This window comes from Streptomyces sp. NPDC051921, from assembly GCF_040680975.1.
Lineage (GTDB): Bacteria > Actinomycetota > Actinomycetes > Streptomycetales > Streptomycetaceae > Streptomyces.
On record NZ_JBFAXU010000018.1, the window covers coordinates 1 to 20050 of the forward strand.

Below are 20050 nucleotides of genomic sequence, written 5' to 3' on the forward strand. Positions count from 1 at the left end.
TTCGCTCCGGGCCCTTCCGGCGGTTCCGACTCTATCAGATCCTTTCGGCGTCTGATTCCCAGTCAGCGGGATTTGTCTTTGCGGCTGTTGGGCCGCTCCGACCGGTGAGACTTTAGCGGATTCCCCGCCCCCGACGCTAATCGGCGGCACACGCTCAAACCTTCGAACGCGGATTCCTCATTTCGCAAGAACGCACGGAAAGGCAAAACGGCACGACGAATCGATGCCGTCAGGCTCTGGTGCTTCTTGCGGAATCGCTGTCCGGGGCCGACCGGGGCCGGTGCTCACGTCGGACAACTCGGAGAACACTACGGATCGCGTAATCCCATGTCAACCCCGGGCCTGAGGCGTACCCTCTGCGTATGACAACGCATGCGCACACCACCCAGTGGTGGGCCGCCTGACGGCGGCCCGTACTCACGCATGCAGACACGGCCGCCGCTTCGGCGGCCGTTCGCGTATCCCCCTCCGGGAGTCCGGCCGACGGGCCGGCGGGCGCTCACACGAAGAGCAGCCAGGAGAGAGGGAGAACGAACGCGATGAAGCGGATCTTCAGTGGGGTGAAGCCGACCGGGCACCTGACACTGGGCAACTACCTCGGGGCCGTTCGGCAGTGGGTCGAGGTGGACCAGCACCGGGCGGACGCGTTGTTCAGTGTCGTGGACCTGCATGCGCTGACCGTGGAGCACGATCCGGCGAGGGTACGGCGGCTGAGCCGGCAGGCGGCGACCCTGCTGCTCGCGGCGGGCCTGGATCCGCAACTCTGCACGGTGTTCGTACAGAGTCACGTGGACGAGCACGCGCGGCTCTCGTATCTGATGGAGTGCGTCGCCACGGATGGCGAGATGCGCCGGATGATCCAGTACAAGGAGAAGAGCGTCCGGGCCCGGGACACCGGGCAGGGCGTGCGGCTGTCGCTGCTGACGTATCCGGCGCTGATGGCGGCGGACATCCTCGCGTACGGGACTCATGAGGTCCCGGTGGGTGAGGACCAGACGCAGCACGTGGAGCTGGCGCGGGATCTCGCGGTGCGGTTCAACCACCGGTACGGGCACGTGTTCACGGTGCCGAAGGCGACGAGTCCGGTGGTGGCGGCGCGGGTCATGGACCTGCAGGACCCGATGTCGAAGATGGGGAAGTCGCACGAGAACCAGGCCGGGATCGTCTATCTCCTCGACGACGCGGACACCGTGCGGCGCAAGGTCATGCGCGCGGTGACGGACAGCGGACGTGAGGTCGTCCACGACCGGGAGGCCAGTCCCGGGATCGCCAATCTGCTGGATCTGCTGGCGGCCGCGACGGGTGGGAACCCGATCGAGCTCGCCGGTGTATACGAGTCGTACGGGTCGTTGAAGAAGGACACGGCGGAGGCGGTGGTGGAGCTGCTGCGGCCGGTGCGGGAGCGGCATGCCGAGCTCGCGGCGGATCCGGGGCACGTGGACAAGGTGCTGCGGGAAGGGGCGGAGCGGGCGCGGGGGATGGCGCGGCCGCTGGTCGACTCGGCCTACCGGGCGATCGGACTGTTGCCGGCCGTCTGACGGAAGGCGTTGCGGTAGTCGCGCGGGCTGGTGGCGAGGTGCGAGGCGAAGTGCTGGCGCATGGTGACCTCGCTGCCGAAGCCCGCGCGGCGGGCCACTTCGGGGAGGGGGTGGTCCGTGAGTTCGAGGAGTTTCTGGGCGGCGGCCACGCGCTGGGTGATGAGCCAGTGGAGGGGGGTGGTGCCGGTGGTGGCCTGGAAGTGGCGGGCGAAGGAGCGGGGGGACATGCCCGCGTGGGCGGCGAGGCCGGCGATGGTGTGGGGCTGGTCGATGGTCGCGAGCGCGTGGGCGCGGACGGCGGCGAGGGCGTCGGCGTCGCGGTCGGCGCGCGGGGTGGGGCGTTCGATGAACTGGGCCTGGGTGCCGGTGCGGAAGGGGGCGGTGACCATGGAGCGGGCGATGGTGGCGGCGACCTCGGCGCCGTGGGCGGTGCGGACGAGGTGGAGGCACAGGTCGATGCCGGCGGCGGTGCCGGCCGAGGTCCAGATACCGGTGTCCTCGACGAAGAGCGCCTCGGGTTCGACGCGCGCCTGGGGGTAACGGTCGGCGAGGGTGCCGGCCAGGTGCCAGTGGGTGACGGCACGGCGGTGGTCGAGGAGGCCGGCCCGGGCGAGGACGAAGGCACCCGCGCAAAGCGAGGCGACGGGGATCCCGGCGGTGTGGGCGCGACGGAGGGCGTCGAGGACGGGTGGGGGGACGTCGGCGTCGGGGTCCTCGATGCCGGGGACCAGGACGAGGTCGGTGGGGGTGAGTGCGTCGAGCCAGTCGAGCGGGCGGTCGGGGGTGAGGGAGAGGCCGCCGCGGAGCGTGATCGGGGTGGCCGGGTCCGCGGCGAGGCGGCGGAGTTCGAAGGGAGGAACGCCTCGGGTGCGGCGGTCGCTGCCCCAGACCTCGGTGATCACGGAGACGTCGAAGGCGCGGATGCCGGGGAAGGCGAGGAGGGCGATGCGCTGGGGGGTCTCGGTGTCTGCCGTCATGGTGGCAGTAACCCATCGATCGTCGGCTTTTCTTCCTCTGGGGTGGGTGGGGGGTCGGCGGCAGGATCGTGGGCATGGAGATCAACGAGAACGCGGCGCTGGTGGTCATCGATGTGCAGAAGGGGTTCGACGACGAGGGTTTCTGGGGGCGGCGCAACAATCCGGAGGCCGAGGACAACATCGTGGCGCTGGTCGAGCGGTGGCAGGAGACGGGGCGGCCGGTCGTCTTCGTGCGGCACGACTCGGAGCGGGAGGGTTCGCCGCTTCGGGCCGGGACGGAGGGCAACGGGTTCAAGGACGTCGTGGAGGAGCGGCGGGGGAAGGGGGCGGGGCCGGAGCTGCTGGTCACGAAGAGGGTGAACTCGGCGTTCTACGGGGAGCCGGATCTGGACGCCTGGCTGAAGGGGGCGGCCGTCGAGCAGCTCGTGATCGTCGGGATCCAGACCAACATGTGCAACGAGACGACCGCGCGGATGGGCGGGAACCTCGGGTACGACGTGGTGTTCCCGATCGACGCGATGCACACCTTCGACCTGGCCGGGCCGTTCGGGTGGACGCGGAGTGCGGAGGAGCTGACCCGGGCGACTGCGGTGTCGCTGCACGGTGGGCAGTTCGCCCGGGTCGTGACCACGGAGGACGTGCTGAGGGGTGCGGCCGCGCGCTGATGCGGGGCCGGGTGGTCAGCCGTTGCCGGAGGCGAGCTCGCGGCTGCGGTCGCGGGCGGCCTCCAGGGCGGCGATGAGGGCGGCCCGGACGCCGTGGTTCTCCAGCTCGCGGATGGCGGAGATGGTGGTGCCGGCCGGGGAGGTGACGGCCTCGCGGAGCTTGACCGGGTGCTCGCCGCTGTCGCGGAGCATGACGGCGGCGCCGATGGCGGCCTGGACGATCAGGTCGTGTGCCTGGGCGCGGGGCAGGCCGAGGAGGATGCCGGCGTCGGTCATGGCTTCGACGAGGTAGTAGAAGTACGCCGGGCCGGAGCCGGAGAGGGCGGTGGCGGCGTCCTGCTGGGACTCGGGGACGCGCAGGGTCTTGCCGACGCCGCCGAAGATCTCCTCGGTGTGGACGAGGTGCTCGGGGGTGGCGTGGCTGCCGGCGGAGATGACGGACATGCCCTCGTCCACGAGGACGGGGGTGTTGGGCATGACGCGGACGACGGGGGTGCCCGTGGTCAGGCGTTCCTCGATGAAGGCGGTGGGGATGCCGGCGGCGGCGCTGATGACGAGGCGGTCGGCGGCGACGTGCGGGGCGAGCTCGTCGAGGAGGCGGCCCATGTCCTGGGGCTTCACGGCGAGGATGAGGGTGTCGGCGCGCTTGGCGGCGTCGGCGTTGCTGACGGCCTCGACCCCGTAGCGGGCGTGGAGTTCCTCGGCGCGTTCGGTGCGGCGGGCGGTGACCAGGAGGTTGGCGGGGCGCCAGCCGGCGCGGATCATGCCGCTGAGGAGCGCTTCACCGATCTTGCCGGTGCCGAGGACTGCGACGGTCTGGGTCATGGCTCTGTTCACCTCGCCGATGGGATTACGTGTCGCCATCCTCGCACCGGGTCGCGTGCCGTGGCGTGGGTGTCCGAGGGGCGGTCAGGCGGTGCGGCGGCGGAGGGTGGCCGCGCCGAGGGCGAGGACGAGGACGGCGCAGCCGGCGACGACCAGGGCGTCGCGGAGGAAGTCCGCGGTGACGTCGGTGTGGCGCAGGACCTGGTTCATGCCGTCGACGGCGTACGACATGGGCAGGGCGTCCGAGATCGCCTCCAGGGCGGGGGCCATCCGGTCGCGTGGGGTGAACAGGCCGCACAGCAGCAGCTGGGGGAAGATCACGGCCGGCATGAACTGGACGGCCTGGAACTCGGAGGCGGCGAAGGCCGAGACGAAGAGGCCGAGGGCGGTGCCGAGCAGCGCGTCGAGCAGGGCGACGAGGAGCAGCAGCCAGGGGGAGCCGACGACGTCGAGGCCGAGGAACCAGACGGCGAGGCCGGTGGCGAGGGCGGACTGGACGACGGCGACCAGGCCGAAGGCGAGGGCGTAGCCGGCGATCAGGTCGCCTTTGCCGAGGGGCATGGCGAGGAGGCGTTCGAGGGTGCCGGAGGTGCGTTCGCGCAGGGTCGCGATGGAGGTCACCAGGAACATGGTGATGAGCGGGAAGATGCCGAGGAGTGAGGCGCCGATGCCGTCGAAGGTCTGCGGGCTGCCGTCGAAGACGTAGCGGAGCAGGAAGAGCATCAGGCAGGGCACGAGGAGCATGAGGGCGATCGACCGCGGGTCGTGGCGGAGCTGGCGCAGGACGCGGGCGGCGGTGGCGAGGGTGCGGTCCGCGTTCACGGCTGCTCCTTGGTGGTGGTGCGGGCGGTCACGGCTGTTCCTTGGTGGTCGCGGCGCGGGCGGCCGCGGCGTCTACGAGGTGGAGGAAGGCGTCCTCGACGGTGGCGGTGTCGTTGCGGTGGCGCAGGGCTTCGGGGGTGTCCTCGGCGAGCAGTTCGCCCGCGCGCAGCAGGAGGAGCCGGTGGCAGCGCTCGGCCTCGTCCATGACGTGGGAGGAGACCAGGAGCGTGGTGCCGCGGTCGGCGGCGATGTGGTGGAAGAGGTCCCACAGGTCGCGGCGGAGGACCGGGTCGAGACCGACGGTGGGTTCGTCGAGGACGAGGAGTTCGGGGGTGCCGAGGAGGGCGACGGCGAGCGAGACGCGGCTGCGCTGTCCGCCGGAGAGGCGGCCGGCGAGGGCGTCGGCGTGGGAGGTGAGGTCGACGTCGCCGATGGCCCGGTCGACGGCGGCCCGGCGCTCGGCGCGGCGGGGGCGGCCGGGGAGGAGCACGGCGGCGAAGTAGTCGAGGTTCTGGCGGACGGTGAGGTCGTCGTAGACGGAGGGGGCCTGGGTGACGTAGCCGATGCGGGAGCGCAGGGCGGGGTCTCCGGCGGGTCGGCCGAGGACGTCGAGGGTGCCGGTGACCTTGGCCTGGGTGCCGACGATCGCGCGCATGAGGGTGGTCTTGCCGCAGCCGGAGGGGCCGAGGAGGCCGGTGATGCGGCCGCGGGGGACGGTGAAGTCGAGGCCTCGCAGGACGGTGCGGTCGCCGCGCACGACGGTGAGGGCGGTCGCGGTGACGGCCGCGCCGGGGGCCCGGACGGCCTCGGGGGCGGTTGCCGGGCCTGCCTCACCGGTTTTATTCATCATGCGATGAATAGTGGGCCCGGGGGTGCCACACGTCAAGGACCCCGGACGACATGACGTCCGGGGTCCTTGAGGTCGATCGCGTGGGTCGATCGTGTGCGGTCGGTCGCGTGCTAGCGGCGCTTGGGCTTCTTGCGCGCCGACGGGTTGCCGGTGCGGCCGGTGCGGCGCTTCTCGTAGCGCGTGACGGCCTCCTCGTACTCCTCGCGCCGGAGCTTCTCCCCGGGCGCCTCGGTGAGGCTGCGGACGAAGTACGCGAGGAGCGAGCCGATGAAGCCGATGGCCTTCAGGCTGCGCAGGGACTCCTCACGGGCCGGGTCGGCCGGGCGGCGGACGAAGCCCTCCCAGGTCTTGCGGAAGGCGATCGCGCTGCAGACCGCGAACATCACGACCACGAGCGTGTTGACGAAGCCGCCGACGTTCGCGATCTCCAGGCCCTGGTAGGCGAAGCGCAGCACGAAGCAGCCCGCGACGGCGGCGGCGAGCGAGCCGAGGGCCACGCCGAGACGGCGCAGCCCGTAGTGGCCGCCGTGGTCCAGCCAGGTCGTGCCGAAGAAGCGGAGCTCCTCGGGCTGCGGCCCGGCGGGAGTGCCGGCCTTGCTCTGCTGCTCGCCCTTCACGGGCTGCTCGTCGCCCGCGGGCTTCTCGTCGCTCACGGGATCGATTATCCCCGGTGGGGGCGCGACCGCCGTCAGCCGCAGCGGCGGGTCACGTAGCCGTCGCGGCCCGTGTTCACGTAGGCGTCGGAGACGAACTGCCCGCTGCCGATGTTGTCCCAGATGTCGGTGGTGCCGTAGGGCCCGGAGATGCGCTCGCCCGGCGTCTGGCAGTAGATCGACACCCAGGCGCCCAGCGCCAGGGTGCGCACGACCGGATACTTGGTGCTCGGTCCCGAGCGCACGTTCACCCGGTAGCCGGGGGCGACCGGGTAGGAGGCGACCTCCGTCGCCGTCGTCACGGACTCCAGCGTCTCGTTCTCGGTGCTCATTCCACTCCCCCGTTCGGCGCGGAAGCGCTTCCTCGGAAACGCTCCGGTGAATTTCACCCTGCGCGACGCGCAGGCTAGCAAGCCCCACCGACTTCGGCAGCACCATCGACTAGGCTCCGTGCGTCGCGCACGCGCGCGGACTCAGACGGGAACCACACGGGGGTGGGCGATGCCGCCGTTGCGCAGTACCGGTGCCGACCGGGGCGCGGAAGAGCCCGACTACGCGGGCGAGTACCGGCTCCAGGCCTGCCTCGGCGCCGGCGGCATGGGCGTCGTCCACCTGGCCACCTCCGCCTCGGGCCTGCGCCTCGCGGTCAAGGTGGTGCACGCGCAGTACGCGGAGGATCCCGAGTTCAGGGCCCGCTTCCGCCAGGAGGTCGCGGCCGCGCGGCGGGTGAGCGGGGCGTTCACCGCGCCCGTCGTGGACGCCGACCCCGACGCCGTACGCCCCTGGATGGCCACCCTCTACGTACCCGGCCCGACCCTCGCCGACCAGGTGAAGCGGAGCGGCCCGCTGTCCCGCGCCGAGCTGCGCCGGCTCACCGCCGGGCTCGCGGAGGCACTGCGGGACATCCACCGGGCGGGCGTGGTCCACCGGGACCTCAAGCCGAGCAACGTACTGCTGACCGACTCCGGGCCGAAGGTCATCGACTTCGGCATCTCCCGGCCGGTCGACAGCGACCTGCACACGGAGACGGGAAAGCTGATCGGCTCGCCGCCGTTCATGGCGCCCGAGCAGTTCCAGCGGCCCCGCGAGGTCGGGCCGTCCGCGGACGTGTTCGCGCTCGGCTCCGTCCTCGTGCACGCGGCCACCGGCCACGGGCCCTTCGACTCCGACAGCCCGTACATCGTGGCGTACCAAGTCGTCCACGACGAGCCGGATCTGACGGGCGTTCCGGACGAGCTGGCGCCGCTCGTGGCCCGCTGCCTCGCCAAGGAGCCGGCCGAACGGCCCACGCCCGCCGAGATCATGGCGGCGCTACTGCCCCCCTCGTACGAGGCGAACGCCTTCATACCCGCCCAGCGGCGCGCCCCGAGCCCCGCCGCCGCGCCCTCCCCCGCCGCCGCCCCCTCGGGGGCGTGGGACGCCGACACGCCCGTACGTGCCGCGGCCCCGCGCAAGCGGCGGGGCCGCCGGCTGCCGATCGCCCTCGGTGTCCTGCTCGCCCTGGCGGCGGGCGGCACCGTCGCCCTGCTCGGGGCCCGGGACGGGAAGGCGCCGGACGCCCCGGCGCACCCGGCGCAGGCCGCCAAGTCCTTCACCGGCTGGCAGACCCTGCTCGCGAAGGGCGGCGAGCCCGCCGCGCCCGCCTGCGCGCTCGCCGAGGGCGCCCTCTACTGCTCGGGCCCCGGCGTCGGCGTCGCCCGGCTCGACCCCGCGACCGGCCGGATCCTCTGGTCGCAGCCTGCCGAGGCCTCCGCCCCCAGCAAGCCGCACGCCCCCGCGCTGCTGTCCGGCGGCACGGTCGCCGTCGACACCATGGGCGGCCTGCGCGGCCACGCCGCCGTGGATGGCAAGCCCGCCTGGCGCACCCACCCGTCCGTCCCCGAGTCCGTGCGGCCGGCCGGTCCCGTCGTGGTCCTCTGCGGCAACACACGGCAGCTGCGCGCCGTCGACACCCGCACCGGCGCGCAGGTGTGGCGGCACGCCCTGCGCGGTCACGACGTCCCTCAGCTCGGTCCGTACGACCCCGCGACCGGCCTGCTCACCGTCTTCGAGCCGGCGGCCGACGCCGCGCACACCCTGGTCAGCGCGGTCCGGCCGGCCACCGGGGAGGTCGTCTGGTCGCACCGCCTCACGGGCGACCTCACCCCGGTCGGGTACGCCGAGGGCGGTGCGCTGGTCCTGACCGACGTCTACCGCGCCACGGCGACCGAGGCCCTGGTCACCTACGACCCCGAGCGGGGCGAGACGCGACGCGTTCCCCTGCCGTACCGCGTGGCCGACGCGCAGGTCACCGTGCGCGGCTCGGCCGCGTACCTGCTGAGCGGGCTCGGGCAGCTGACCGCCGTCGAGCTCGACGAACGGCGGGTCCTGTGGACGCTGGAGACCGGCAGCGGCAACGTCTCCGCACCCACCCCCGCGGACGGCGACCGGCTGTACGTCTCCGCCTCCGACGGCCGGCTGCTCGCCGTGGACACGGCACGCGGCGTCCTCGCCGGCCAGACCCGGCCGCGGCTGGGCGACGGCCGCCTGAGCTACATCCCCACCGTGCCCGCGCCCGTGGCGGCCGGGAACCGGGTGTACGGGACGGCCCCGGACGGCTCGGTCTTCGCGGTGGACGGGCGGGACCCGGGCAGCTGGTGAGCCCCGTGTGTGGGCGGCGGGGCCGCCGCCCACCATGCGGCGGGTGTCAGCCGAGCTTCGACACGTCGCGCACCGCGCCCTTGTCCGCGCTCGTCGCCATCGCCGCGTAGGCGCGCAGCGCCGCCGAGACCTTGCGCTCGCGGTTCGTGGGGGCGTAGACGCCGTTCATCGCCTCGCGGCGGGCGGCCAGGGTGGCGTCGTCGACCAGGAGCTCGATCGCCCGGGTCGGGATGTCGATGCGGATGCGGTCGCCGTCCTCGACGAGGGCGATGGTGCCGCCCGACGCGGCCTCCGGGGAGGCGTGGCCGATGGACAGGCCCGAGGTGCCGCCGGAGAAGCGCCCGTCGGTGACCAGGGCGCAGGTCTTGCCCAGGCCGCGCCCCTTGAGGAACGAGGTCGGGTAGAGCATCTCCTGCATGCCGGGGCCGCCCTTGGGGCCCTCGTAGCGGATGACGACCACGTCGCCGTCTTTGACCTGCTTGTTGAGGATCTTCTCGACGGCCTCCTCCTGCGACTCGCAGACGACCGCCGGGCCCTCGAAGGTCCAGATCGACTCGTCGACGCCGGCGGTCTTCACCACGCAGCCGTCGACCGCGAGGTTGCCGCGGAGCACGGCGAGGCCCCCGTCCTTGGAGTACGCGTGGGCGCCGTCGCGGATGCAGCCGCCCTCGGCGTCCGTGTCGAGGGTGTCCCAGCGCTCGGACTGGGAGAAGGCCTCGGCGGAGCGGACGCAGCCCGGGGCCGCGTGCCACAGCTCGACGGCCTCCTCGGAGGGGGAGCCGCCGCGCACGTCCCAGTTCTTCATCCAGTCGGCGAGGGAGGGGCTGTGGACGGCGTGGACGTCCTCGTTGAGCAGGCCCGCGCGGTGCAGCTCGCCGAGGATGGCGGGGATGCCGCCGGCCCGGTGCACGTCCTCCATGTAGTACGTGCCGCGCGGGGCGACGTTCGGGGCGACCTTGGCCAGGCAGGGGACGCGGCGCGAGATGGCGTCCATGTCGGTCAGGCCGTAGTCGAGCTCGGCCTCCTGCGCGGCGGCGAGCAGGTGCAGGATCGTGTTGGTGGAGCCGCCCATGGCGATGTCGAGGGCCATGGCGTTCTCGAAGGCCGCGCGGGTGGCGATGTTCCGCGGCAGGACGGAGGCGTCGTCCTCGTCGTAGTAGCGGCGCGTGAGGTCGACGACCGTGCGGGCGGCGCTCTCGTACAGGGCGCGCCGGGCGGTGTGGGTGGCGAGGACGGTGCCGTTGCCGGGCAGGGAGAGGCCGATGGCCTCGGTCAGGCAGTTCATCGAGTTGGCGGTGAACATGCCGGAACAGGACCCGCAGGTCGGACAGGCGTTCTCCTCGATGCGGAGGATGTCCTCGTCGGAGACCTTGTCGTTGACGGCCTCGGAGATCGCGTCGACCAGGTCGAGGGTGCGGACGGTGCCGTCGACGAGCGTCGCGCGGCCGGACTCCATGGGGCCGCCGGAGACGAAGACCGCGGGGATGTTGAGGCGCAGGGCCGCCATCAGCATGCCCGGGGTGATCTTGTCGCAGTTGGAGATGCAGATCAGGGCGTCGGCGCAGTGCGCCTCGACCATGTACTCCACGCTGTCGGCGATCAGGTCGCGCGAGGGCAGGCTGTAGAGCATGCCGCCGTGGCCCATGGCGATGCCGTCGTCGACGGCGATCGTGTTGAACTCGCGGGCGATGCCGCCGGCGGCCGTGATGGCCTCGGAGACGATCCTGCCCACCGGCTGCAGGTGGGTGTGGCCGGGGACGAACTCCGTGAAGGAGTTGGCCACGGCGATGATCGGCTTCCGTCCGATGTCCGCGCCCGGTACACCGGAGGCGCGCATAAGGGCGCGGGCGCCCGCCATGTTGCGGCCGTGGGTGACAGTGCGGGACCTCAGCTCGGGCATCGTCGCTCGCTCCTCAGTGATGGGTGTGTCTGAAGTCGAGCGTACGCTTCGACTCCAAGATCTGGACATGCTGTCCGCGATGCGGGACAGGTGTTCAGTGTTCGGTCAGCCGGCGGTTCAGCGTTCGGTCAGGTAGCGCTGGAGGGTCGGCGACACCTGGGCCACGATCTCCTCCGGGTCCACCGAGGCCAGCGGCTCGACCTGGATCACGTACCGCAGGATCGCGATCCCGATCATGTGCGAGGCGGCCAGCTCGGCGCGGAACTTCGGCTCCGGTACGTCGAGCTCGGCGGCGATCCGCTCCAGGAGGCGGCGCAGGACGAAACCGCGCAGCACCTTCGCCGCCGCCTCGTGCGTCAGCGCCGAGCGGATGATCGCGAGCAGCGGGGCGCGGGTCGCCGGGTTCTCCCAGACCGAGATGAAGAAGCGGGCGAGGCGCTCGCCGATCGCCTCGCGCGGACCGCCGACGATGGCCGGAACGACGGTCGCCGGCTCGAAGGACACCTCGATCGCCGCCGCGAACACCTCGTCCTTCGTGCCGAAGTAATGGTGCACGAGCGCCGGGTCGACCCCGGCGGCCTTCGCGATGCCGCGCACCGAGGTCTTGTCGTAGCCGCGCTCGGCGAACTGCGCCCGCGCCGCCTCCAGGATCCGCTCGCGCGCGCCGGGTCCGCTCTCCTCCGCGGCGGTACGGGAGGGGCGGCCGCGCCGCCGGGGGGACGCGTCCGTCATGCGCCGGGCACCCGGGGCGACACCGCGGGGGCGCCCGGGGCGGCGGCCAGGTGGAGCCGGGTGAAGGCGAGGGCCTCGGCGAGATCGGCCTCGCGTTCGGCGGAGGACATGGCCCGGCGGGTGTTGACCTCGATGACGACGTGCCCGTCGTAACCGCTGCGGGCCAGCCGCTCCAGGAGCTCGGCGCACGGCTGGGTGCCGCGGCCCGGCACCAGGTGCTCGTCCTTGGCGGAGCCGCGCCCGTCGGCGAGGTGGACGTGGCCGAGGCGGTCGCCCATGCGGTCGACCATGGCCAGGGTGTCGGTGCGGGCGGTCGCGGTGTGCGACAGGTCGACGGTGAAGTGCCGGTAGTCGTCCTTGGTGACGTCCCACTCGGGGGCGTACGCGAGCATCTCGCGTTCCTTGTACCGCCACGGGTACATGTTCTCCACCGCGAACCGGACGTCCGTCTCGTCGGCCATCCGCCAGATGCCGGACACGAAGTCCCGCGCGTACTGGCGCTGCCAGCGGAACGGCGGGTGCACGACGACCGTCGAGGCGCCCAGCTTCTCGGCCGCCGCCCGGGCACGCTGGAGCTTGACCCACGGGTCGGTGGACCAGACGCGCTGGGTGATCAGGAGACAGGGGGCGTGCACGGCGAGGATCGGGACCTGGTAATAGTCCGAAAGGCGGCGCAGGGCCTCGATGTCCTGGCTGACCGGATCGGTCCACACCATGACCTCGACGCCGTCGTAACCGAGGCGCGCGGCGACCTCGAAGGCCGTCGCCGTCGACTCCGGATACACCGAGGCCGTCGACAGCGCGACCTTCGCATCCGGGATGCGCACCGCTGGTTCTGCCACGGAGACAGCGTACGGGGCGGGCCGGACGACCGGGGCGTGGTTCCGGTCACCCGACCACCCGGCGCCGCCGTGGACGGCCCGGCCCGTCCGCCCCCGAAGCGCCGGACGGGGCCCGGCGCCCGGCGGGCCACGGCAGGTGGCCCGGGCGGCGGGCTACGGCAGGTGGTCCAGGCGGCGCAGGATCACGCCCTCCCGCAGCGCCCACGGGCAGATCTCCAGCTCTTCGACGCCGAACAGGTCCATGGCGCCCTCGGCGACCAGCGCGCCCGCCAGGAGCTGGCCGGCCCGGCCCTCGGAGACGCCGGGGAGCGCGGAGCGCTCGGCGACGGTCATGGCGGCGAGCCGCGGCAGCCACTCCTCCAGGGACTTGCGGCTGAGGTTGCGCTGGACGTAAAGGCCGAAGCCCGAGCCGGGGGCTCCGGCGATGCGCGCCAGCTGCTTGAAGGTCTTCGAGGTGGCCACGACGTGGTCGGGGCGGCCGAAGCGGCTGAACTCGCCGACCGTCCGGGCGATCTGCGCCCGGACGTGGCGGCGCAGCGTCTTCACGTCGTCCGGGTCCGCCGGGTCCCCCGGCAGCCAGCCCGAGGTGAGGCGTCCCGCGCCGAGCGGCAGGGAGACGGCCGTGTCGGGCTCCTCGTCGATGCCGAAGGCGACCTCCAGCGAGCCGCCGCCGATGTCCAGGAGGAAGAGCTTGCCCGCGGACCAGCCGAACCAGCGCCGGGCGGCCAGGAAGGTGAGCCGGGCCTCCTCCTCGCCGCTGAGGACCTGGAGCGCGATCCCGGTCTCCTCGTAGACGCGGGCGAGGACGTCGTCGGCGTTGCTCGCCTCGCGCACCGCCGAGGTCGCGAACGGCAGCACCTCCTCGCAGCCCTTGTCCTCGGCGGCCGTGAGGGCGTCGCGGACCGTGGCGACGAGCCGCTCGACCCCGGCGTCGGCGATGGCCCCGCGCTCGTCGAGGAGCTCGGCGAGGCGCAGCTCCGCCTTGTGGGAGTGGGCGGGCAGCGGACGGGCGCCGGGGTGCGCGTCCACCACCAGCAGGTGCACTGTGTTCGAACCGACGTCGAGGACTCCGAGTCTCATGGACGGAACGCTACTGCGCGCGCCCGCATACGCTTGGACTTGTGCCAAAGACGAAAAAGGCGAAGCCGGGCAAAGCCGGTGCCGACGAGAGCGCGGCGAAGACCGCGAGGGCCGCGCACGCGGCCAAGGCCGTGAAGGTCGGGAAGAAGCGGGCCAAGGGCGAGGAGCCCGACGAGAAGGGCCTGGACTTCCCGCGTGCCTGGGTGGAGTTCGCCGACCCGGAGGACGAGGAGCAGGTCTACCGCTGCGACCTGACCTGGCTCACCTCCCGCTGGACCTGCATCTTCGGCAACGGCTGCCAGGGGATCCAGGAGGGGCGGGCCGACGACGGCTGCTGCACGCTCGGCGCGCACTTCTCCGACGAGGACGACGAGAAGCGGGTCGCCGAGCACGTCGCCCGGCTCACGCCGGAGCTGTGGCAGTTCCACGGCGTCGGCACGGATTCGGGCTGGGTGCAGGTCGACGAGGACGGCGACCGGCAGACCCGCCGCTGGCAGGGCTCCTGCATCTTCCAGAACCGCCCCGGCTTCGCGGGCGGCGCGGGCTGCTCGCTGCACATCCTGGCCGTGCAGGAGGGCCGGGAGCCGCTGGAGACCAAGCCGGACGTGTGCTGGCAGCTGCCGGTGCGGCGGACCTACGACTGGATCGACCGGCCCGACGACTCCCGGGTGCTCCAGGTGTCGATCGGCGAGTACGACCGGCGCGGCTGGGGCCCCGGCGGCCACGACCTGCACTGGTACTGCACGACCGCGAGCTCGGCGCACGTCGGCAAGGAGCCGGTGTACGTCTCCTACCGGCCCGAGCTCGTCGAGATGATGGGCCAGGCGGCGTACGACGTGCTGGTCGGGCTGTGCGAGGCGCGGCTCGCCTCGCAGCTGCCGCTGGTCGCCCCGCACCCGGCCGACCCGGCCCCGTAGGGCTCGGGGCCCGTCCGGCGGATCAGGATTCAGGGGGCGGACGGCGCGGGGTCCGTGCTCGGGGAGTCCGTCGCCGGGTCCGTGGGCGCCGGTGTCGTCGGATCGGTGGTCGGCTCCGTCGTCGGGGGCTGGGTCGTGGGCTCGGTCGTCGACGGCGGGGTGGTCGGCGGCTCGCTGGTCGGCGGCGGGGTCGTCGGCTCCTGGGTGGCCGGCGGCGTGGTCGGCTCCGTCGTGGGCGGCGGCGTCGCCCCGTACCCGTCGATCCGCACCACTGCGCCCGAGGGACGGACGCCGATCCGGGCGCTCCAGGCACCGGCCGGCTCGCGGGAGCGGTCGACGAAGATCCGGACGGTGACCGACTCGCCGGGACGCAGGGTGCCGGAGGCCTGGCTCACGTACAGCCAGGGCGCGTCGGACCAGAGCGCCCAGGCGGCGGGCGCGCCGCCCCCGTTGGTGAGCGTGAGCAGGGTCGTCGCGCCGCTGCCGCGTGCGTCGACGGTGATCCGGGCGGGGCCGGGCCTGCCCGGGACGCCCGGGCCGGCGGGCGCGCCGGGGCTGATGACCTCGACGGACACGTCAGGGGAGCGACTGCCGCGGGTGAACCGGGGGTCGGGGGTGGTGCGGGCGTTGCCGGTGTTCTCGTAGTTCTCGTAGCGCCCGCCCGGGCGCCCGTCGGTGCCGCCGCGCGAGCCTTCCGGCTCGTCCGCCTCGCGCGCGCTGATCCTGGCCCCGTCCTGGCCCTCCCCCTCGGCCGGCGCGCCGCGGTACGAGGCCCACAACGCGAGGACCGGGGCGGCGACGACCGCCGCGACCACGGTGGTGGTCACGGCGCGGGCCCGCATCCGGTCGCGGCGCGCCGCGTGGTCCTTGGGGTCCATCGGGAAGCCGGTCGGTCCGAAGCGGGGAGCGCCCGCCCGGGCGCGCGGGACGTGCAGCATCGCCACGTAGGCGGCGGCCCGCGGCGCCTCGACGATCGGGAGCCGCCCGGCGGGCGTGGCGGCGGCGCCCGGCCAGGGGCCGCCGGCACCGGCCCGTTCGGCGGTGCGACGGCAGCGCGGGCAGTCGTCGACGTGCCGGACGAGCTCGGCGCGCAGCGCGGCGGAGAGCAGCACCTGGTGGTCGCCGGTGAGCCGGGCGACGGTGGGGCAGTCACCGGTCTCGACGACGGCGAGGGCGGCCCGGGTGCGTTCGACCTCGCAGCCCGCGGAGGAGAGCAACTCGCGGGCGGCCAGCGGGTCGAGGGACAGCACCGCGGCGACCTCGCGGGGGCCGAGGCCGTGCCGCACGGCGAGCTCCAGGGCCTCGCGCTGCTCGGGCGTGGTGCCGGCGGCCTCGGGCCAGGCGAGCGCGGCGAGTTCGCCGCGGCGGCGCTCGGCGACCTCCGGCGCGACGCGGGGCGGCGCGGGCTCGGCGACCGGGGGGCGGCCGGTGTGGGCGCCCTGCCGCTTGCGGCGCTGCTCGCCGAGGCTGCGCAGACAGGCCCAGCGGGCCAGGGCGTAGAGCCAGGCCCGGCGCCCGGACTCGTCGGCGGGGCAGCGTCCGTGGTGACGCTCGGCGACGGCGAGGACGTCGCCGAGGACGGCGGTGGCCGTGTCGTGGTCGCACAGCACCGAGAGGCAGTACGTGAAGAGGCCGTCCAGGTACTCCTCGTACCGGGCGGGGGGCCGCTGGCCGAGGGTGCGGGGGCCTCCGGTGCTTCGGGTCGGTTGTTCCAGCCTGCTGCTCGTCACTGGGCGACCGTAGGCGGGCGGACGGGGGGTCTTCGTACCGCTTGCACACTTTTAATCCGTACGGGTGAAGGCGCCACACGAAGGGGGACAGGAACCCAGTCCTCCGTCCGGTTCTCCGTCCTTTCTCCGTCGGTTCTGCGTCTTTCCCGCACCGTTCCGCCGTCGCCGGGACCGTCCTGTCAGTGGCGGGGGCTACGGTGTCGCTCATGGCTGCTCGTACCAAAACCGCCAAGGACCGGCCGTCCTACCGCTGCACCGAGTGCGGCTGGCAGACCGCCAAGTGGCTCGGACGTTGCCCGGAGTGCCAGGCCTGGGGGACGGTCGAGGAGTACGGCGCGCCCGCCGTGCGGACCACCGCCGCCGGGCGGGTCTCCAGCGCCGCGCTGCCGATCGGACAGGTCGACGGGCGGCAGGCGACCGCCCGCAGCACCGGCGTCGACGAGCTCGACCGGGTGCTCGGCGGCGGACTGGTGCCGGGCGCGGTCGTGCTCATCGCGGGCGAGCCGGGCGTCGGCAAGTCCACGCTGCTGCTCGACGTGGCGGCCAAGGCGGCCAGCGACGCGCACCGCACGCTGTACGTGACGGGCGAGGAGTCGGCGAGCCAGGTCCGGCTGCGCGCCGACCGGATCAAGGCGCTCAGCGACCACCTCTACCTGGCGGCCGAGACCGACCTGTCCGCGGTGCTCGCGCATCTGGACGACGTCAAGCCCTCGCTGCTGATCCTCGACTCGGTGCAGACGGTCGCCTCGCCCGAGATCGACGGCGCCCCCGGCGGCATGGCGCAGGTCCGCGAGGTCGCCGGCGCGCTGATCCGGGCCTCCAAGGAGCGGGGCATGTCCACCCTGCTCGTCGGCCACGTCACCAAGGACGGCGCCATCGCCGGCCCCCGGCTCCTCGAGCACCTGGTCGACGTGGTGCTGCACTTCGAGGGCGACCGGCACGCCCGGCTCCGCCTGGTCCGCGGCGTGAAGAACAGGTACGGGGCGACCGACGAGGTCGGCTGCTTCGAGCTGCACGACGAGGGCATCACCGGGCTCGCCGACCCCTCGGGCCTGTTCCTGACCCGTCGCGACGTGGCCGTGCCCGGTACCTGCCTGACGGTCACCCTGGAGGGCCGCCGGCCGCTGGTGGCCGAGGTGCAGGCGCTGACGGTGGACTCGCAGATCCCCTCGCCGCGCCGCACCACCTCCGGGTTGGAGACCTCCCGGGTGTCGATGATGCTGGCCGTCCTGGAGCAGCGCGGCCGCATCAGCGCGCTCGGCAAGCGGGACATCTACAGCGCGACGGTCGGCGGTGTGAAGCTGTCCGAGCCCGCCGCCGACCTGGCCATCGCACTCGCCCTCGCCTCCGCCGCCAGCGACACGCCGCTGCCGAAGAACCTGGTCGCGATCGGCGAGGTCGGCCTCGCGGGCGAGGTCCGCCGGGTGACGGGCGTCCAGCGCCGGCTCGCCGAGGCGCACCGGCTCGGCTTCACGCACGCGCTGGTCCCGGGCGATCCCGGCAAGGTCCCGCCCGGCATGAAGGTCACCGAGGTGGCCGACATGGGAGACGCCCTGCGGGTGCTGCCGCGCAGCCGCCGGACACGTGCGCCGCAGGAGGCGGAGGGATAGGGGTACGGGCAGCGGGAGGGGCGCGGCCCGCCCGGTCGGCGGGCGGGATCCCGGCGCGCGGCGGAGGGCCGCGAGGCGGTGTCGCTAGACTTTGCCCTGGTCTCGCCCATCCGTACGAGCCGGAGGAGTGCAGTGGCAGCCAAGGACAACGAGGCACTGATGCGTGCGTCGCTCAGCGCCGTCGCCCCCGGCACCGCCCTCCGCGACGGGCTCGAACGCATCCTCCGCGGCAACACGGGCGGCCTGATCGTCCTCGGCATGGACAAGTCGGTCGAGGCGATGTGCACCGGCGGTTTCGTCATCGACGTCGAGTTCACCGCGACCCGGCTGCGCGAGCTCTGCAAGCTCGACGGGGCGATCGTCCTCGACAAGGACATCAGCAAGATCCTGCGGGCCGGCGTGCAGCTGGTCCCGGACGCGTCCATCCCGACCGAGGAGACCGGCACCCGGCACCGTACGGCTGACCGGGTCTCCAAGCAGTGCGGCTTCCCGGTCGTGTCGGTCTCGCAGTCGATGCGCCTGATCGCCCTGTACGTCAACGGCGAGCGCCGGGTCCTGGAGGAGTCGGGGGCGATCCTGTCCCGCGCCAACCAGGCCCTGGCGACCCTGGAGCGGTACAAGCTCCGGCTGGACGAGGTGGCCGGCACGCTCTCCGCCCTGGAGATCGAGGACCTGGTGACCGTCCGGGACGTCACCGCCGTCGCCCAGCGCCTGGAGATGGTGCGCCGGATCGCCACCGAGATCGCGGAGTACGTGGTCGAGCTCGGCACCGACGGCCGACTGCTCTCGCTCCAGCTCGACGAGTTGATCGCGGGCGTGGAGCCGGAGCGCGAGCTGGTCATCCGCGACTACGTGCCCGAGCCGACCGCCAAGCGCTCCCGTACGGTCGCCGAGGCGCTGACCGAGCTGGACGCGCTGACCCACGCCGAGCTGCTCGAACTGCCGATAGTGGCGCGGGCCCTCGGCTACAGCGGCTCCCCCGAGACCCTCGACTCCGCGGTCTCCCCGCGCGGTTACCGGCTGCTCGCCAAGGTGCCGCGCCTGCCGGGCGCGATCATCGAGCGGCTCGTGGAGCACTTCGGCGGGTTGCAGAAGCTGCTCGCGGCGAGCGTGGACGACCTGCAGACCGTGGACGGCGTCGGCGAGGCCCGGGCGCGCAGCGTCCGCGAGGGCCTGTCGCGGCTCGCGGAGTCCTCGATCCTGGAGCGGTACGTCTGAGGCTCGACGCCCCACGCGCCACCGGGCCACCGGCCACGACGGCAGACGGCGAGGCCCCGGGAGGAATCCCGGGGCCTCGCTCCGTTCTCCCGGCGTCTGCGCCCTCGGGTCGGCCGTCGGCACGGCCTTAGGCCCTCGTCCTCGAGCCTTGTTGTCGGCCCGGCGTCAGTCCTTGTCCAGACGGAACGCCACGGGCGACACCGTCAGGCCCGGCACCGCCGCCTCCACCAGGTAGTTGCCGGGGCCGACCTCACCCGCCGGGGCGGTCGCGCACTGGGCGACGCTGCGCCGGCGGTCCCACTCCACGGTGTGCGTGATCGTCGCGCCGGCCGGCACCTTCAGGAACAGCGGGGCCGCCACCCGCGGGCAGTCCTTCGAGGACCACAGCACGCCCTTGGTGTCCCGGACCGTCAACACCGCGCTCTTCGGCCCGAGATCGGCCTTGCAGTCGGCGGCCGAGGCATTCTTCACGACCAGTTGGAAGTGGGGCTTCTCGCCCGGCTCGTAGGCGACCTTGCTGCTGCGGAAGGTCAACTGCAGCGTTCCGGGAGCGCAGTTCGGCAGCGGAGAATTGGCCGGAACCTGCTGTGCCGCTCCGGTGCCCGCGCCGCCGTCGCCGCCCGCGCCGTCCGTGTCGCCGTTCTTGCCACCGCCGGAGGCCCCGGCGGTGGCACCGGCGTCCGTGCCGCCGTCGCCGGCACCCGCGCTGTCGCCGCCCTCGGTGTCGCCACCGGCGCCCGACTCATCGCGTCCGCCGGGCTGTTGGCTGATCGCCGGGCCGGTGCCGGAGGGGCCGGGCGTGATCGAGGGTGCGGGGGAAGAGCCGTTGGCGGCGTCGTTCGGCTTCTTGCCCCCGCCGTCACCTCCGGAGGTGACGGCCCACACGGCGAGCAGCGCGAGCACGCCGATCAGGCACAGCGCGACCGCCCTCCGACGCCAGTAGATGGAGGAGGGAAGCGGCCCGACCGGATTGCGCAGAGATCCCACGCCACGAACCTTACGAGAGAACGCGGCCAACTCCCGCCCCACATGCCGCCCCAGGCACCAAGTT

At 73.3% G+C, this 20050-nt stretch carries 18 protein-coding genes; 6 read left to right on the plus strand and 12 right to left on the minus strand.

Features of this window, described 5'->3' with window-relative positions:
* The first annotated feature begins 539 nt into the window (after positions 1-539).
* Entirely contained in the window at positions 540-1538 is a 999-nt protein-coding gene (trpS, locus tag AB0M16_RS23190; RefSeq protein ID WP_365345831.1) for a tryptophan--tRNA ligase, read from the plus strand.
* Here the strand turns inward: trpS and AB0M16_RS23195 are convergent.
* The gene (locus AB0M16_RS23195) at positions 1505-2515 is read right to left on the minus strand and encodes a helix-turn-helix domain-containing protein (RefSeq protein ID WP_365345833.1); all 1011 of its coding nucleotides are present in this window, start codon (positions 2513-2515) and stop codon (positions 1505-1507) included. The genes trpS and AB0M16_RS23195 overlap by 34 nt on opposite strands.
* Positions 2516-2589: 74 nt before the next feature.
* Between AB0M16_RS23195 and AB0M16_RS23200 the strand changes: the two genes are divergently transcribed.
* Positions 2590-3180 carry a cysteine hydrolase family protein gene (locus tag AB0M16_RS23200; protein ID WP_365345835.1) on the plus strand — a complete coding sequence of 197 codons (591 nt, stop codon included), beginning with the start codon at positions 2590-2592 and terminating at the stop codon, positions 3178-3180.
* A gap of 15 nt (positions 3181-3195) precedes the next feature.
* Here the strand turns inward: AB0M16_RS23200 and proC are convergent, their stop codons facing one another.
* The 5 genes from proC to AB0M16_RS23225 form a co-directional block, all read right to left on the minus strand.
* Positions 3196-4005 (minus strand): pyrroline-5-carboxylate reductase, encoded by an 810-nt coding sequence (proC, locus tag AB0M16_RS23205; RefSeq protein WP_365345837.1) that lies wholly within the window; start codon positions 4003-4005, stop codon positions 3196-3198.
* An 84-nt stretch (positions 4006-4089) separates the two neighbouring features.
* Complete coding sequence (locus tag AB0M16_RS23210; RefSeq protein WP_365345839.1) at positions 4090-4827, minus strand: ABC transporter permease; 738 nt, start codon at positions 4825-4827, stop codon at positions 4090-4092.
* A gap of 28 nt (positions 4828-4855) precedes the next feature.
* Positions 4856-5677, minus strand: a complete 822-nt coding sequence (locus tag AB0M16_RS23215) for an ABC transporter ATP-binding protein (RefSeq protein ID WP_365345841.1) — start codon at positions 5675-5677, stop codon at positions 4856-4858.
* A 110-nt stretch (positions 5678-5787) separates the two neighbouring features.
* Positions 5788-6294, minus strand: coding sequence for a hypothetical protein (locus AB0M16_RS23220; protein ID WP_365346135.1), 507 nt, complete (start codon positions 6292-6294; stop codon positions 5788-5790).
* 71 nt (positions 6295-6365) lie between these two features.
* Complete coding sequence (locus AB0M16_RS23225; protein ID WP_365345843.1) at positions 6366-6662, minus strand: SH3 domain-containing protein; 297 nt, start codon at positions 6660-6662, stop codon at positions 6366-6368.
* A 169-nt stretch (positions 6663-6831) separates the two neighbouring features.
* Between AB0M16_RS23225 and AB0M16_RS23230 the strand changes: the two genes are divergently transcribed.
* Positions 6832-8970, plus strand: a complete 2139-nt coding sequence (locus AB0M16_RS23230; RefSeq protein ID WP_365345845.1) for a serine/threonine-protein kinase — start codon at positions 6832-6834, stop codon at positions 8968-8970.
* 46 nt (positions 8971-9016) lie between these two features.
* On the opposite strand, the gene ilvD is transcribed toward AB0M16_RS23230, so the two are convergent.
* The 4 genes from ilvD to AB0M16_RS23250 form a co-directional block, all read right to left on the minus strand.
* A complete protein-coding gene (gene ilvD / locus AB0M16_RS23235) occupies positions 9017-10870 on the minus strand; it encodes a dihydroxy-acid dehydratase (RefSeq protein ID WP_365345847.1) in 1854 nt (617 codons plus the stop codon).
* 117 nt (positions 10871-10987) lie between these two features.
* Positions 10988-11602, minus strand: a complete 615-nt coding sequence (locus tag AB0M16_RS23240; RefSeq protein ID WP_365345849.1) for a TetR family transcriptional regulator — start codon at positions 11600-11602, stop codon at positions 10988-10990.
* Positions 11599-12444: a sugar phosphate isomerase/epimerase gene (locus tag AB0M16_RS23245; protein WP_365345850.1), complete on the minus strand. Its 846-nt coding sequence runs from the start codon at positions 12442-12444 to the stop codon at positions 11599-11601. The genes AB0M16_RS23240 and AB0M16_RS23245 overlap by 4 nt, the downstream gene beginning before the upstream one ends.
* 153 nt (positions 12445-12597) lie before the next feature.
* The gene (locus AB0M16_RS23250; RefSeq protein ID WP_365345852.1) at positions 12598-13524 is read right to left on the minus strand and encodes a Ppx/GppA phosphatase family protein; all 927 of its coding nucleotides are present in this window, start codon (positions 13522-13524) and stop codon (positions 12598-12600) included.
* A 41-nt stretch (positions 13525-13565) separates the two neighbouring features.
* Between AB0M16_RS23250 and AB0M16_RS23255 the strand changes: the two genes are divergently transcribed.
* Positions 13566-14441 carry a hypothetical protein gene (locus tag AB0M16_RS23255; protein WP_365345854.1) on the plus strand — a complete coding sequence of 292 codons (876 nt, stop codon included), beginning with the start codon at positions 13566-13568 and terminating at the stop codon, positions 14439-14441.
* 29 nt (positions 14442-14470) lie between these two features.
* Here the strand turns inward: AB0M16_RS23255 and AB0M16_RS23260 are convergent, their stop codons facing one another.
* Positions 14471-16171, minus strand: a complete 1701-nt coding sequence (locus AB0M16_RS23260) for a hypothetical protein (protein ID WP_365345856.1) — start codon at positions 16169-16171, stop codon at positions 14471-14473.
* A 206-nt stretch (positions 16172-16377) separates the two neighbouring features.
* Between AB0M16_RS23260 and radA the strand changes: the two genes are divergently transcribed.
* Both radA and disA read left to right on the plus strand, forming a co-directional pair.
* Positions 16378-17781: a DNA repair protein RadA gene (gene radA, locus AB0M16_RS23265; RefSeq protein ID WP_365345858.1), complete on the plus strand. Its 1404-nt coding sequence runs from the start codon at positions 16378-16380 to the stop codon at positions 17779-17781.
* A gap of 159 nt (positions 17782-17940) precedes the next feature.
* Positions 17941-18999 (plus strand): DNA integrity scanning diadenylate cyclase DisA, encoded by a 1059-nt coding sequence (gene disA, locus AB0M16_RS23270; protein ID WP_365346137.1) that lies wholly within the window; start codon positions 17941-17943, stop codon positions 18997-18999.
* Between the two features lie 165 nt (positions 19000-19164).
* On the opposite strand, the gene AB0M16_RS23275 is transcribed toward disA, so the two are convergent.
* Positions 19165-19986 carry a hypothetical protein gene (locus AB0M16_RS23275; RefSeq protein WP_365345860.1) on the minus strand — a complete coding sequence of 274 codons (822 nt, stop codon included), beginning with the start codon at positions 19984-19986 and terminating at the stop codon, positions 19165-19167.
* Positions 19987-20050 lie beyond the last annotated feature (64 nt).

Excerpts from the sequence above, each read along its gene's own strand:
- proC (WP_365345837.1), bottom strand. The coding sequence starts at position 4,005 with ATGACCCAGACCGTCGCAGTCCTCGGCACCGGCAAGATCGGTGAAGCG.
- AB0M16_RS23230 (WP_365345845.1), top strand. The coding sequence starts at position 6,832 with ATGCCGCCGTTGCGCAGTACCGGTGCCGACCGGGGCGCGGAAGAGCCC.
- AB0M16_RS23225 (WP_365345843.1), bottom strand. The coding sequence starts at position 6,662 with ATGAGCACCGAGAACGAGACGCTGGAGTCCGTGACGACGGCGACGGAG.
- AB0M16_RS23215 (WP_365345841.1), bottom strand. The coding sequence starts at position 5,677 with ATGATGAATAAAACCGGTGAGGCAGGCCCGGCAACCGCCCCCGAGGCC.
- AB0M16_RS23250 (WP_365345852.1), bottom strand. The coding sequence starts at position 13,524 with ATGAGACTCGGAGTCCTCGACGTCGGTTCGAACACAGTGCACCTGCTG.
- radA (WP_365345858.1), top strand. The coding sequence starts at position 16,378 with ATGGCTGCTCGTACCAAAACCGCCAAGGACCGGCCGTCCTACCGCTGC.
- AB0M16_RS23240 (WP_365345849.1), bottom strand. The coding sequence starts at position 11,602 with ATGACGGACGCGTCCCCCCGGCGGCGCGGCCGCCCCTCCCGTACCGCC.
- disA (WP_365346137.1), top strand. The coding sequence starts at position 17,941 with ATGCGTGCGTCGCTCAGCGCCGTCGCCCCCGGCACCGCCCTCCGCGAC.
- AB0M16_RS23195 (WP_365345833.1), bottom strand. The coding sequence starts at position 2,515 with ATGACGGCAGACACCGAGACCCCCCAGCGCATCGCCCTCCTCGCCTTC.
- ilvD (WP_365345847.1), bottom strand. The coding sequence starts at position 10,870 with ATGCCCGAGCTGAGGTCCCGCACTGTCACCCACGGCCGCAACATGGCG.
- AB0M16_RS23200 (WP_365345835.1), top strand. The coding sequence starts at position 2,590 with ATGGAGATCAACGAGAACGCGGCGCTGGTGGTCATCGATGTGCAGAAG.
- trpS (WP_365345831.1), top strand. The coding sequence starts at position 540 with ATGAAGCGGATCTTCAGTGGGGTGAAGCCGACCGGGCACCTGACACTG.